Genomic DNA, 14144 nt, shown 5'->3' on the forward strand with positions numbered 1-14144 from the left:
GTTAGAAGGGGGTCTCGTCGTTGTAGGAGCCCGGAGTGTTCCAGACATCCGCACCGGCGGAGGGATCCGCCGGAGCCGATGCGGCCCACGGCTCCTCGACAGCAGGCGAACCGCCGCCGAAGCCACCCGGGCCTCGTCCGCCTCCGGACGACTGCGTGCGGGTGATCTGAGCGGTGGCGTAGCGCAGCGACGGGCCGATCTCGTCGATCTCGAGCTCGATGCTGGTGCGCTTCTCGCCTTCCTTCGTCTCGTAGGAGCGCTGCTTGAGGCGGCCCTGCGCGATGACGCGCGACCCCTTGGTCAGCGAACCGGCGACGTGCTCCGCGAACTCGCGCCAGACGCTGGCGCGGAGGAACAGAGCCTCACCGTCCTTCCACTCGTTCGCCTGACGGTCGAACGTGCGGGGAGTGGACGCGATGGTGAAGTTGGCGACAGCCAGCCCGTTCTGCGTGTAACGCAGCTCGGGATCGGCGGTGAGGTTTCCCACCACGGTGATGACGGTCTCGCCGGCCATGGGACTAGGCGCCGGCCTTCTCGGAGGTGGCAGCCTTGCGGGCGGCCTTCTCGTCGGCACGCTTCTGAGCGGCGGCGACCTGAGCGATCGCTTCCTCGGCGCGGAGGACCTTGGTGCGCATGACGGCCTCGCTGAGCTTCAGCTGGCGGTCGAGCTCCTTGGTCGTGTCGCCCTCAGCGGTGAGCTGGACGACGGCGTAGATGCCCTCGGACTTCTTGTTGATCTCGTAAGCCAGGCGACGACGTCCCCAGATGTCGACGTTGTCGATCGTTCCACCGTCGTTCCGGACGACGTTGAGGAACTTGTCAAGGCTCGGAGCCACGGTGCGCTCATCGATCTCGGGATCGAGGATGACCATCAACTCGTACTGATGCATGACTAACCCACCTCCTCTGGTCTCAGCGGCTGCAGACGTTCTGCAGCAGGAGGGTGTCATAGACGTGCCCAGGGCAGGACTCTGCCCGGGCAACTTCCCTAGCGTAACGGATGCGGATGCTGGGCGCCAGCCGGCGGTGATCTCGGTCATGCATCCACCCTCGCCGGAGTGACGCATCCACAAGCCCGGAAATCCGAATCTGTGGACAGTCGGGTGATGCCCCGACCTGTGGACGACATCGGCGCCGAGCGGCCGTCCTCACGAGCCGATCGGACGGGTCAGCGGTTCTCCCACCACGTGAGGAGACGCCGCGTGGCCTCCTCTTCGCCCAGCGGCCCCTCGTCGAGGCGGAGCTCGAGCAGGAATCGCATCGCCTGCCCCACCTCCTTGCCGGGACGGATGCCGAGGATGCTCATCACCTGCTCTCCGTTCAGATCCGGGCGCACCGCATCCATCTCCTCCTGCTCGCGGAGCTCGCGGATGCGGGTCTCGAGATCGTCGTAGGCGAAGCCCAGGCGGTCGGCCTTACGCCGGTTGCGGGTCGTCACGTCGGCCCTCGTGAGCATGTGCAGGCGCTCGAGCTCCGGGCCGGCGTCACGGACATAGCGGCGTACCGCCGAGTCGGTCCAGTGAGCATCGGCGTAGCCGAAGAACCGCAGGTGCAGCTCGATCAGCCGGGCGACGGAGTCGATGGTCGACTTGTCGAACCGCAGAGCGGTGAGCCGCTTCTTCGCCAGCTTCGCGCCCACCACGTCATGGTGATAGAAGCTGACCGCCCCGCCGGGCTCGAAGCGGCGGGTCGCCGGCTTGCCGATGTCGTGGAGGATCGCGGCCAAGCGCAGCACGAGATCCGGCGCCTCGCCGGGATGCCGCTCCTTCTCGTATCCGATCGCCTGGTCGAGCACCGTGAGGCTGTGCTGGTAGACGTCCTTGTGGTGGTGGTGCTCGTCGGCCTCGAGCCGGAGCGCGGGGATCTCGGGGATCACCTCGTCTGCCAGACCGGTCTCCACGAGCAGTTCGAGACCCCGTCGCGGCTCGTCCGCCATCAGCAGCTTGCTCAGCTCGTCGCGGACGCGCTCGGCGCTGACGATCTCGATCCGCTCGGCCATCGACGACATGGCCTCCCGAGTGGCCTCGTCGACCGTGAAGCCCAGCTGGGCGGTGAAGCGGGCGGCTCGCATCATCCGCAGCGGGTCGTCGCCGAACGAGATCTGGGGGCTGCTCGGCGTGGTGATCACGCCGGCGATGAGATCCTCGACGCCGCCCGACGGATCCACCAGGCGAACCTCGGGCAGCCGGAGCGCGAGCGCGTTGACGGTGAAGTCGCGGCGCAGCAGGTCACCCTCGAGGGTGTCGCCGAACTCGACCTCCGGCTTGCGCGTGGTGCCGTCGTAACTGTCGCTCCGGTAGGTAGTGATCTCGACGGTGTCGTCGCCGAGGCGCGCGCCGATCGTGCCGTACTTGCGCCCGACGTCCCAGATCGCGTCGGCGATCGGCCCGACCGCCCGAACGATGTCGTCGGGCCGGGCGTCTGTGGTGAAGTCGAGATCGTGCACCGGCCGGCCGATCAGGGCGTCGCGCACCGGGCCGCCGACGAGTGCGAGCTCGTGCCCCGCGGCCTCGAAGGCGTCGGCGAGGCGGGCGACCGACGGCGTGCGTGCGAGGTCGCCGAGGCGTTCGAGGGATTCGGCGACGCTCTGCATGGTGCCCCAGTTTAACGGCCCTCCTCGCCGGCCTCTCAGCAGGCGGCCTCTACAATCGACCACATGGAGGCCGAGTCGGGATCGCGCGTCGACGCATGACGGCAACCTCCCCCACCCTCCGGAGGGGTGCGTCGCTTCACGCCCTGCTGCGCATGACGGCGGCAGCCGTGGCCGTCGGTGCACTCGCCGTTCTCGCGGGCGTCGCGCATTCCTCGAGTGCCGCGGAAGCGGCCACGCCGGCTCCAAAAGCCGCGGCCGGGACGGAGCTGACCGCATCCATCACCGCTGATGACGCAGGAGTCCTGACGCCCGGCAAAGACCTGGGCGTTTCGGTCACGGTCTCCAACCCGACCGACACCGCTTTCCAGTCGGGCACCGTCTCGCTCTGGGTCGATCCGGTGGCGCAGAACGACCGGAAGACGCTGGCGTCCTGGCTGGCGTCCACCGAGCCCGTCTCGGGTGCGGTCGACCTCGGCAAGGCGCAGCTGAATACGCTCGAGCCGGGGTCGAGCACGGTGGTACGCGTGAGCGCGCCCGCGGCCTCGCTCCCGTTCGCCGGTCGCACGTCGTCGGCCGTGTTCGGGATCGGCGCCTCGGTTCATGCCGGGTCCTCGGACGCCACCGCGCGCGGCTCCGCCGTCTGGTATCCGGGGGGATCCGCAAAACAGGCCAGCGTCAACGTCGCTCTGCCGATCGTCACACCGTCGGGCACGAACGGGATCATCGCGGCAGACGACCTCGCGACCTACACGGCGCCCAACGGCATCCTGACCCGCGAACTCGACGGCCTCGCCGGGCACACCACCGTCACGGTCGGCATCGATCCGATGATCATCGCCTCGATCCGTGCCCTCGGCAACGCAGCCCCGGCGAGTGCGCTCGACTGGCTGGAGCGGCTGGCCGACCTGCCGAACGAAACCTTCTCACTGGGTTACGGGGATGCGGACCTCGCCGGGCAGATTCAGGCCGGCCTCCCGACGCCGCTGCAGCCGACCTCTCTCTCGTACGCGATCGACCCCAAGAACTTCACTCCCGCACCCACTCCCGTGGGGGAGCCTGCGACGGCGACGCCCACCCCGACACCGAAGACCTCGACGTCGACGCCCACCCCGACACCGACGACCAGCCCGGGCCCCGTCCTGCCGACGATGGATGAGTTGCTGGCCTGGGACTACACCCTCACCGGCATCGCCTGGCCGGGCGACAAGACGGTCCGTCGTGCCGACCTCGCGCCGCTCGCGGCAGCCGGGCTGAAGACCACCATCGTCTCGGGCAGCAACACCAACGCCACCGACCTGAGCACGACCCCCAACGCCACCCTGAGCTCGGGCGACACCCGCATCCTGGCCTCCGATCAGCCGCTGAGCGACGCACTGCGCCAGGCGATCTCCGCCCCCAGCGACGTCGCGTGGAACTCGGCCATGTCGAAGGTGAACGCGCAGCTCGAACTCATCGCGCAGGAGTCCGGCGACGCGCGCCGACTCCTCGTGGCGCTCGACCGCTCCTGGCCGTCGAGCGGAACACAGTTCGAGCGAACGCTCAACGCACTCTTCTCCTCCCCGTGGTCCGCCCCGGCCTCCTTCCCGGCCATCGCCGGCGCGCCGCAGACAACCGGCTTCGACCTCGTCGACACTCCGGAGAGCGCCGACCGCATCACCGGCGTCCGCGCGCTCATCCAGGACGAGGTCGCGCTGGGCCAGTTCGCCACGGTGCTCGACGACCCGACGACACTGACCGGCCGTACCCGTTCGGATCTGCTCGCACTGCTCGCCGTCTCGTGGCTGAACCCGCGAACGGACTGGAACGCCGCCGTCGCGAAGGAGCGGGCGACGACGGACAAGACGCTGCACTCCATCCGCATCCTGCCGACGGAGAACGTCAACCTCGTGAGCGCCCAGGGGTCCATTCCCTTCACGGTGAGCAACGGCCTCACAGACGAAGCCGTGACGATCGTGCTGACCGCCGCGCCGTCGAACGGCCGGCTCGAGGTCGACCAGTCGACCACGAAGCGCATCGTCAAGGACTCGCGAGCCACCGTCCTCATCCCCGTCAAGGCGAAGGTGGGCAACGGCCAGGTCGTGCTGTCGCTGCATCTGTACAGCCCGACCGGCGTGCCCATCGGCGACCCCACCTCGGTGACGGTGGATGTGCATGCCGACTGGGAGGGCATCGGCGCGCTGATCTTCGGCATCCTGCTGGTGCTGCTGTTCGGCTTCGGGATCGTCCGGAACATCCTGCGACGACGGTCGAAGCGCGCGGAGGATGCCGCAGAGGCGGCCGAAGACGGGCAAGCCGAGGCGCAGGGCGACGGGGGCGCCGAGGACGTAACCCCGTCAGAGGGTTCCACTGCGGCATCGCCCCCGGAGGAGCGGCCCGGTGGCTAGCGTCGGCCGCGCCAGCGCGCTCCTCGCCTCCGGCACCCTGGTGTCGCGCCTTCTCGGGTTCGCGAAGGCGTGGCTGCTGGTGCAGGCGATCGGCGCCATCAGTTTCGCCGCGAACGCCTACGGCACGGCGACGATCGTCCCCAACAGCGTGTACGCGATCATCGCGCAGGGCATCCTCAACGCCGTCCTCGTCCCGCAGATCGTCCGCGCCTCCGTCAACGCGGACGGCGGCCGCGCGTACATCAACAAGCTCGTCACTCTCGGGATGGTCGTCTTCGCCGCGGTAGCGGTGGTCGCCACGTTCCTCGCACCGGTCCTGGTGTCCCTCTTCGGCATCCCCGCGGCCCAGAAGGACCTCGCCACCGCATTCGCCTACTGGTCGCTGCCGCAGATCTTCTTCCTCGGCCTCTACACACTGCTCGGCGAGGTGCTGAACGCGCGCAAGTCCTTCGGGCCGTTCACCTGGGCGCCGGTCGTCAACAACGTGATCGCCATCGTGCTGCTCGCGGCCTTCATCCTCGCCTTCGGCACCGCCGCCTCGGGCAAGCACGACAGCGGCTGGTCGTTCTGGATGATCGCCCTGCTCGCCGGCGGTGCCACCCTGGGCGTGGCGGTGCAGGCGCTCATCCTGTTCGTCTTCTGGCGGCGGGTCGGGCTCCGCTTCCGTTTCGACTTCGGCTGGCGCGGGGTGAACCTCGGGACGGCGGGCAAGGCCGCGGGCTGGACGTTCGCCATGCTCATCGCCACCCAGATCGCGGGTCTGGTCGAGACGAACGTCTCCAACTCGGCGGGAGAGGCCAACGCCGGTCCCTTCGTCATGCAGAACGCGTGGCTGATCTTCATGCTCCCGCACGGCATCATCGCCGTCTCCATCGTGACCGCCTTCTACACGCGCATGGCCGAGCACGCTCACCGGGGCGCAACCGCCGACTTCCGTCAGGACTTCTCGTCGGCGGCACGGTCGATCATGTTCCTCATCGTCTTCTCGTCCGCGGCCCTCATCGTCACGGCGTACCCGATCGCTCGCGTGTTCACCGGCGACTATCAGGCGATGGGGCTGGTCCTCATCGCGTACCTGGTCGGTCTGGTGCCCTTCTCGCTCGTCTTCATGGCTCAGCGCGCCTTCTACTCGCTGGGAGACACGCGCACCCCGTTCTTCTTCACGCTGGCCCAGGTCGCCGTCATCCTCGCCGGCGTGCTGCTGTGCTTCCTGGTTCCCGCCCCGAACCGGGCCGCTGCCGTCGCCCTCGTGGTCTCGATCGCCAGCTTCGTGCAGGCGGTCCTGGCCTTCGCGCTGCTGCGCCGCCGGACCGGGGGAGTGGATGGGGCGCGCATCCTGAGCTCGCTCTGGCGCTTCCTCGTCGCCGCCCTTGCCGCCATGGCCGCCGGCGCGGGCTTCCTGATCATCCTCGGCGGTGTAGAGAAGGGGGCGTTCCCCGTGAGCGGCCCGATCGCTGCGGTGGTCGCCACGGCGATCGTCGGCGTGGTCATGCTCGTCGTCTACGTCGGGTTCCTCGGGATGCTGCGGTCGCCCGACCTGGAGGCCGGTCTCGCGCCCCTTCTGGGCCGCGCCGGAAGGCGTTCACGCACGCCCAGGTGACACGGAATAGCATCCGCCTAGGATGTGTTCTACAGGTCGACGCCTCCAGACGAAGGTGTCGCGATCAGGTCAAGGAGTTCCGCCGTGCGGCAGATCATCATCATCGGTTCCGGCCCTGCCGGTTACACCGCGGCCATTTATGCGGCCCGCGCCAATCTGAAGCCGCTGCTGATCGCCTCCTCGGTCGAGGCCGGGGGTGAGCTGATGAACACCACGGAGGTCGAGAACTTCCCGGGGTTCCCGGAGGCCGTCATGGGCCCGGACCTCATGTTCAAGATGCAGGCGCAGGCCGAGAAGTTCGGCACCGAGATCGTCCTCGACGACGTCGTCTCCGTCGACCTGACCGGTGAGGTCAAGCGCGTCACGCTCGGATCGGGCGCCGTGCACGAGGCTCTCGCCGTGATCTTCGCGACGGGGTCCGCGTACCGGAAGCTGGGCCTGGAGGACGAGGAGCGCCTCTCCGGCCACGGCGTCTCCTGGTGCGCCACCTGCGACGGGTTCTTCTTCCGCCAGCGCACCATCGCGGTCGTCGGCGGCGGCGACTCGGCGATGGAGGAGGCCACCTTCCTCACACGCTTCGCCGACAAGGTGTACGTCATCCACCGCCGCGACTCGCTGCGCGCCTCCAAGATCATGCAGGATCGCGCGTTCGCCAACGACAAGATCGAGTTCATCTGGAACTCCGAGGTCGTGGCGATCGGTGGCGACGAGCAGGTCCAGAACATCACCCTCCGCAACCTGGTCACGGGCGAGGAGAGCGAGCTTCAGCTGCACGGTCTGTTCATCGCGATCGGCAACGACCCGCGCGTCCACCTGGTGCACGGTCAGCTAGACCTGACCCCCGAGGGGACGATCGCGGTCGACGGCCGGAGCTCGAAGACGAACCTGCCCGGCGTGTTCGCCGCGGGTGACGTGATCGACCCGACCTACCGCCAGGCGGTCACCGCCGCCGCGTCCGGTACGGTCGCCGCGCTGGACGCGGAGCACTACCTGACGACGCTTCCCCAGAACTTGCTCGACAGCGCAGCGGATGGCGCGTCGGGTGACCTCGAACTCACGACCACCGCATAAGGAGATACAAGAAAATGTCAGCAGCACGTTCGGTTACGGACGCCAGCTTCGAGCAGGACGTCCTCAACAGCGAGAAGACCATTCTGGTGGACTTCTGGGCTGAGTGGTGCGGTCCGTGTCGCGCCGTCGGCCCGATCCTCGACCAGATCGCCTCCGAGCACGCCGACAAGATCGAGATCGTCAAGCTCAACGTCGACGAGAACCCGCAGACCGCTGCGAAGTACCAGATCACCTCCATCCCCGCGATGAAGGTCTACCAGGGTGGCGAGGTCGTCAAGACCGTCATCGGCGCCAAGCCGAAGCCCGCCCTCGAGGCCGACCTGGCCGCCTACCTCGCGTAGCGCGACCCGTCCTCTTCAGACCCGTCCGGCGCTCACCCGCCGGGCGGGTCTTTTTCGTACCCGGCGACGCACGATTTTCTCCGCAGTGCGTCGCCCCCATAGCATGGCTCAACGGCAGAGAAACGGAACTCACACGTGATCGAACAGGGCACTCCGCAGCAGCGGGGCAACAATCTGGACCCGTGGTATCACCACTACGCACAGCGTACGAGCGGCCTCGCCGCCAGTGAGGTCCGAGCCCTGTTCGCCGTCGCCAGCCGCCCCGAGGTGGTCTCGCTGGCCGGCGGCATGCCGTTCGTCTCAGCCCTCCCGCAAGACCTGGTGGTCGGCGCGATGGATCGCGTCATGCGCGAGCGGGGAGCGGTCGCCCTGCAGTACGGCTCCGGTCAGGGCGTTCCCGCGCTGCGCGAGCAGATCCTCGAGGTCATGGCGCTCGAGGGCATCAGCGGCAGCGCCGACGACGTCGTCGTGACCACCGGCTCGCAGCATGCTCTGGAGCTGTTCAGCAAGCTCTTCATCGACCCGGGCGACGTCGTGCTCGCCGAGGGCCCGAGCTATGTGACCGCGATGGTCATCTTCAAGTCGTACCAGGCCGAGGTCGACCATGTTCCGATGGACGCGCACGGCCTCATCCCCGAGGCGCTGCGCGAGCACATCGCCCGGCTGAAGGCGGCCGGACGACGCGTGAAGTTCCTGTACACCGTGCCGACCTTCCATAACCCCGCCGGCGTCACCCTCACGTGGGAACGTCGCCTGGAGATCCTCGCGATCGCGCGAGAGAACGACATCCTGGTGCTGGAGGACAACCCGTACGGTCTGCTCTACTTCGACGAGAAGCCGCCCGCGGCGATGCGCTCGGTCGAGAAGGACGGCGTCGTCTACCTGGGGACGTTCTCCAAGACACTGGCTCCCGGATTCCGGGTGGGATGGGCGCTCGCGCCGCACGCCATCCGCGAGAAGCTCATCCTCGCCAACGAGGCGGCCGTACTGAGCCCCAGCTCGTTCAGTCAGCTCGTGATCTCGGAGTACCTGCAGGACGCGGATTGGAAGGCGCAGATCGACACCTTCCGCGGCGTCTACCGGGAGCGCAAGGAGGCGATGATCTCCGCACTGAACGAACACCTGCCCGAGCTGAGCTGGACCGACCCGAACGGCGGGTTCTACGTCTGGCTCACCCTGCCGCCGCACCTCGACTCGAAGGCCATGCTCCCTCGCGCCGTGACCGAGCTGGTGGCCTACACACCGGGCACGGCTTTCTACGCCGATGGATCGGGCGCCCAGAACATCCGCCTGTCCTTCTGCTACCCGACACCGGAGAACATCCGGGTCGGCGTGCGCCGGCTCGCGAACGTGATCGGCGGAGAGCAGGACCTGCTCGACACCTTCGCCGGCACGGGACCTCTCGAAGCCTCTCAGCGCCGAAGCCGAACGAGCGCCAACCCACCGACCGATCTGCGCTAGAGAAAGACCTGATCATGGCTGAAAAAGCTGCACTGAATGTTGTGGTCCTCGCCGGTGGGATCTCGCACGAACGCGACGTGTCCTTGCGCACAGGACGCCGCGTGGCGGACGGATTGAACGCGCTCGGCCACACGGTGACCTTCCGCGACCCGGACGCCTCACTGCTCGCCTTCCTGGAGGAGTCCGCGCCCGACGTCGTGTGGCCGGCGCTGCACGGCGCGAGTGGGGAGGACGGGGCGCTGCGCGGCCTGCTGGAGATCACCGGCGTGCCCTTTGTGGGGTCGCGGGCCGACGCCTCCCGTCTCGCCTGGTCGAAGCCGACCGCGAAGACGATCGTCGCCCGTGCCGGAGTCGCCACACCGGAGTCGGTCACCCTTCCGCAGGAGACCTTCCGCGAGCTCGGGGCGGGGAGCGTACTGACCACCGTGCTCTCGGGACTGGACCTCCCGGTCGTCGTGAAGCCCGCCCAGGGCGGGTCCGCGCAGGGCGTCACCATTGTGACGTCGGCCGAGGAGTTGCCGCGCGCCATGGTCGACGCCTACACGTATTCGGATGTCGCCCTGATTGAACGCAAAGTCGAGGGCGTGGAGGTCTCGGTCGCCGTGGTGGACACCGGCGATGGCCCGGAGGCCCTTCCCGCGGTGGAGATCGAACCCGTCGATGGTGTGTACACCTTCGACGCGCGGTACAACGCGGGGGAGACCCGGTTCTACGTGCCCGCACGGCTGGACGAGAAGGTGCTGGAGGCCGTGGCCGAAGCGGCGCGCACCGCCCACAATGCGCTGGGCCTGCGGCATCTCTCGCGGATCGACCTGATTGTCGACAGCGCTGGAACGCCTTGGTTCCTCGAGGCGAACGTCTTGCCGGGACTGACGGAGACGTCCATCATGCCGCAGGCGATCAGCGCCTCCGGGCGTGAGCCGGCCGAGGTGTACGCGGCGTTGGCTGCCGCGGCGATCGCCGACGCCTGATCCCGCGCCGCGCCGTTTCCGGACCGAGTCCTCGGGCCTGTCAGCTGTAGCTGGGCTGCCCGATCTCGTCGAGGATCCGGTTGAGGTCTTGGATGGTGGCAAAGTCCACGACGATCTGGCCCTTGCGCGCACCCAGGGAGATCTTCACCCGAGTGTTCAGCCGATCTCCCAGCTGACCAGCAATTTCATCCAGATGACCCCGGTGGCGACCTGCCGTCGCCTTGGTGCGCGGAGGCTTCGGGGTCTTGCTGGCGGCCGCCTCGGCAGCCCGCACGGAGAGGTCCTCGTTGACGATCTTGTCGGCAAGGCGGATCATCGCCTCCTGGTCGTCACCGAGTGACAGGATCGCGCGGGCGTGCCCAGCGCTGAGCACGCCGGCGGCGACACGCGCCTGCACCGATGCCGGCAGTTTGAGAAGACGGATGGTGTTGGTGATCTGCGGGCGCGAGCGACCAATCCTGGTCGCCAGCTCCTCCTGGGTGATGCCGAAGTCGGCCAGGAGCTGCTGGTAGGCGGACGCCTCTTCCAGGGGGTTCAGCTGGCTGCGGTGGAGGTTCTCCAGCAGCGCATCCCGGAGCATGTCCTCGTCCGCAGTGTCCTTGATCACTGCGGGGATGGTGTCGAGCCCGAGCTCCTTGGTGGCACGCAGGCGACGCTCACCCATGATCAGTTCGTAGCGGCCCGGCTCGTCGGGGAGCGGGCGCACGACCACCGGCTGAAGCACCCCGACCTCGCGGATGCTGGCGATCAACTCGTCGAGGGCGTCTCGGTCGAACTCGGTGCGCGGCTGGACACGGTTCGGGACGATGTCGGCGGGGGAGATGCTCGCGAGGCGGGCTCCAGGAACGGCGACGAGGTCATCCTCGCGCTCAGCGACCGCGACCGAGGAGCGCGCTGCTGCGCCTCCGGCGTTGTTGTCCGGGAAGAACACGTCGACGGGACGAGCGGACTGGTCGCTGGTCGGGATGAGGGCGCCGATTCCTCGGCCCAATCCGGTGCGCTTCGCTGCCATTAGCGGGGTACTCCTCTTCGTGCGATCTCGGCGGCCGCCTCCATGTAGGAGAGGGAACCGCTGGAGTTGGTGTCGTAGCTGATCACGCTCTGGCCGTAGCTCGGAGCTTCGGAGATGCGGACGGAGCGCGGGATGATCGTGTCGAGCACCTCGTTGGGGAAGTGCTCGCGAACGTCCGCGGCCACCTGGTGAGCGAGGTTGGTGCGGGAGTCGTACATCGTCAGCAGGATCGTGGACACCTGCAGCTTGGGATTCAGGTGACGCTCGATCAGCTGGATGTTCTTCAGCAGCTGGCTGAGGCCTTCGAGCGCGTAATACTCGCACTGGATGGGGATGAGAACCTCGCTCGCGGCCACGAACGCGTTGATGGTGAGCAGACCGAGTGACGGCGGGCAGTCGATGAGCACGTAGTCGATGTCGTACTCGTCGAGGAAGCGGTTGAGGGCGCGTGACAGCCGCTGCTCGCGCGCCACCATGGAGACGAGCTCGATCTCGGCGCCGGCAAGATCGATGGTTGCCGGGACGACGAAGAGGCCATCGAACTCCGGGCTCTTCTGAATCACCTCTTCAAGCTCCCGGTCGTTGACGACCACGTCGTACACGCTCGGCGTACCTTCGCGGTGTTCGACGCTGAGGGCCGTCGATGCGTTGCCCTGCGGGTCGAGGTCGATCACCAGCACCCGTGCGCCCGACTTGGCGAGCGCCGCGCTCAGGTTGACCACTGTCGTAGTCTTCCCGACCCCACCCTTCTGGTTGGAGATGGTAAAAATGCGCGTCTGCGACGGAAGGGGCAGCGTCGTGGATGCGATCACCTGCCGGCGGCGGGCCAGGTCCTGAATCTCCTCCGCCAGGGGAGTGCCTACATCAAAGCTGTCGTCTGTCGTTTCGGCATCCGTCACGCTGTCGATCTCACCTACTCCGCCGTGCTCGTCCTGATCGTGCTCGTCTTGATGGGGTTGTTTCACGTGAAACTCGCGTCGCTCCATGATGCGTGGCACCGGCTTCCGGCTGGTCGTCGGCACACCAGCAGCGCACCCGTGAACCACTCTAACTCGGATGTCTGACGCTTTCGGCGCGGCGCGCAACCTGTGGAGAAGTGTCGTTCCGTTCGCGCGCATCGGTGGGGACGAAGTGGTGTCGTTTCACGTGAAACGTCGGTTTCTGCCTCGCGTACCTCCGGTCGGACGTGTGCCTGTAACCGTCGGTGCCTCAGCCGAACATCTCCAGCCAAGCGAGCCTCTGCGCCGCCCAACCCACGTTTCACGTGAAACGCACGTAGGTGACCAGTGCCAGTCGCGTAGCGCGTCGAACCCCAGGATCCTGCACGGAGCGAGGATAGGCGACTGCTTGGGTCACGCGAGTTCCCCTGTGGCAGCGGGTACCACGGTAGCCAGGTTGGCCACCGGGCGTCGCAGCGGTAGCCTACCGGGGAAGTCGGCGGGACCCGGTTCAGCCCATCCGGGTGGACACGCAGTGCTTTCGCCCGTTAACGTCGAGTGGTTCACGCGGGACTAGTAGCGGATCCCGCCAATCGCACTCCTTGCCTACCGGGGGTCGACGCGGTACTGGCCAGATCGTGCCCAAGGGGTGGTGGGTAGCGCTCGTCGAGTCTGACCCGCCCGCCACGACGCCCGAGGTCCGACCGGTCTTCCACTCGCACCGGACAAGCCCATTGCCCGCCTGAGTCGCGCCCGTCTAGCTTCTGCGAGCAGTGGCCCCGACTTGCTAAGCGGATTGATCGACCGCGTCCCAGGGCGCGCGTCTCAGGGGAATCCCGCCGCAATTCTTTCTGGCCGCATCGCATTCCGAATGCCTGCTGTTGAGACGCCAGGGGATGCCTGCGTACATGCCGCGGCCTCCGTCGCCTTACCCGGGCCCGTTCCTGCGCTCCCCCTGCCGAAAGATGAAGGGGGTGCACAGAAGGTCGATCGGGGGAGGAGCAAAGGGGAGTCGAGCGCGCACCCCATAGTGGAGAGCAGAGCGGCGCGAATCAGACGGTCTGCCGGACTCCAAGCGCTCGCACCTTTGGTGACGCTCCGCTTCACGCACGTCAAGCGGCGCAACCGCGCTGTTTCACGTGAAACAACATCGCGCCCACAAAGGGCGCGACAGCCGCGCGCCGTCCCGCTGTGGCGAGCGTCGGCTCGCGCAGTTCGCTGCGGTCAGGGTCGGCTCGCGCAATTCTGCTGCGGCAAGCGTCCGCTCGCGCAATTTCGCTGCGATGAGCCGCGCAGTTCCGTTGCGAGGAGCGCCGGCTCGTGCAGTCCCACTGCGGTCAGGGTCGGCCCGCGCAATCCCACTGCGGTCAGGGTCGGCCCGCGCAATCCCACTGCGGTCAGGGTCGGCCCGCGCAATCCCACTGCGGTCAGGGTCGGCCCGCGCAGCCCCGCTGCGGCAAGCACCGACCCGCGCAGCCCCGCCACGGCAAGCACCCGCCCGCGCAGCCCAGCCACGGCATGCACCCGCCCGCGCAGCCCCGCCACGGCAAGCACCGGCCCCCGCAATCCAGCCACGGCATGCCCCCGCCCGCGCAGCCCCGCCACGGCAAGCACCGGCCCCCGCAGCCCAGCCACGGCAAGCGTCGGCCCGCGCAGCCCCGCCACGGTGAGGGTCGGCGCGCGCAGCCCCGCCACGGTGAGGGTCGGCGCGCGGTGAGCACCGAATCCGAACGGTCCACGTGGCGCCTACCGACCGCCAGACTGAAGAGCACG

General features: G+C 68.0%; 12 protein-coding genes. 6 read left to right on the forward strand and 6 right to left on the reverse strand.

Annotation, left to right across the window (positions count from 1 at the left end; genetic code table 11):
- Position 1: 1 nt before the first annotated feature.
- From J2Y42_RS04630 to J2Y42_RS04640, 3 genes are all read right to left on the reverse strand, one after another.
- On the reverse strand, positions 2-514 hold the full coding sequence (locus J2Y42_RS04630) for a single-stranded DNA-binding protein (RefSeq protein WP_018189013.1): 513 nt from the start codon (positions 512-514) through the stop codon (positions 2-4).
- Between the two features lie 4 nt (positions 515-518).
- Positions 519-890: a 30S ribosomal protein S6 gene (rpsF, locus tag J2Y42_RS04635; protein WP_018189014.1), complete on the reverse strand. Its 372-nt coding sequence runs from the start codon at positions 888-890 to the stop codon at positions 519-521.
- A gap of 278 nt (positions 891-1168) precedes the next feature.
- Complete coding sequence (locus tag J2Y42_RS04640; RefSeq protein WP_309855466.1) at positions 1169-2593, reverse strand: CCA tRNA nucleotidyltransferase; 1425 nt, start codon at positions 2591-2593, stop codon at positions 1169-1171.
- A 95-nt stretch (positions 2594-2688) separates the two neighbouring features.
- On the opposite strand from J2Y42_RS04640, the gene J2Y42_RS04645 reads away from it, so the two are divergent.
- From J2Y42_RS04645 to J2Y42_RS04670, 6 genes are all read left to right on the forward strand, one after another.
- Complete coding sequence (locus tag J2Y42_RS04645; protein WP_309855468.1) at positions 2689-4977, forward strand: DUF6049 family protein; 2289 nt, start codon at positions 2689-2691, stop codon at positions 4975-4977.
- Entirely contained in the window at positions 4970-6577 is a 1608-nt protein-coding gene (murJ, locus tag J2Y42_RS04650; protein ID WP_309855470.1) for a lipid II flippase MurJ, read from the forward strand. Before J2Y42_RS04645 ends, murJ begins: the two co-directional genes overlap by 8 nt.
- 84 nt (positions 6578-6661) lie before the next feature.
- A complete protein-coding gene (gene trxB / locus J2Y42_RS04655; protein ID WP_018189021.1) occupies positions 6662-7648 on the forward strand; it encodes a thioredoxin-disulfide reductase in 987 nt (328 codons plus the stop codon).
- Between the two features lie 14 nt (positions 7649-7662).
- Positions 7663-7989 carry a thioredoxin gene (trxA, locus tag J2Y42_RS04660; RefSeq protein WP_089916071.1) on the forward strand — a complete coding sequence of 109 codons (327 nt, stop codon included), beginning with the start codon at positions 7663-7665 and terminating at the stop codon, positions 7987-7989.
- A 135-nt stretch (positions 7990-8124) separates the two neighbouring features.
- Positions 8125-9450, forward strand: a complete 1326-nt coding sequence (locus J2Y42_RS04665; protein ID WP_309855473.1) for a PLP-dependent aminotransferase family protein — start codon at positions 8125-8127, stop codon at positions 9448-9450.
- Positions 9451-9464: 14 nt separating this feature from the next.
- On the forward strand, positions 9465-10421 hold the full coding sequence (locus J2Y42_RS04670; protein ID WP_309855474.1) for a D-alanine--D-alanine ligase: 957 nt from the start codon (positions 9465-9467) through the stop codon (positions 10419-10421).
- Between the two features lie 40 nt (positions 10422-10461).
- Here J2Y42_RS04670 and J2Y42_RS04675 read toward each other — a convergent pair whose 3' ends face one another.
- The 3 genes from J2Y42_RS04675 to J2Y42_RS04685 form a co-directional block, all read right to left on the reverse strand.
- Positions 10462-11433 carry a ParB/RepB/Spo0J family partition protein gene (locus J2Y42_RS04675; RefSeq protein ID WP_309855476.1) on the reverse strand — a complete coding sequence of 324 codons (972 nt, stop codon included), beginning with the start codon at positions 11431-11433 and terminating at the stop codon, positions 10462-10464.
- Positions 11433-12419, reverse strand: a complete 987-nt coding sequence (locus J2Y42_RS04680; RefSeq protein WP_309858019.1) for an AAA family ATPase — start codon at positions 12417-12419, stop codon at positions 11433-11435. The genes J2Y42_RS04675 and J2Y42_RS04680 overlap by 1 nt, the downstream gene beginning before the upstream one ends.
- Positions 12420-13595: 1176 nt before the next feature.
- The gene (locus J2Y42_RS04685; protein ID WP_309855478.1) at positions 13596-14066 is read right to left on the reverse strand and encodes a hypothetical protein; all 471 of its coding nucleotides are present in this window, start codon (positions 14064-14066) and stop codon (positions 13596-13598) included.
- Between the last annotated feature and the right edge of the window lie 78 nt (positions 14067-14144).

Origin of the sequence: Leifsonia sp. 1010 (assembly GCF_031455295.1) — a bacterium.
Classification (GTDB): Bacteria; Actinomycetota; Actinomycetes; order Actinomycetales; family Microbacteriaceae; genus Leifsonia.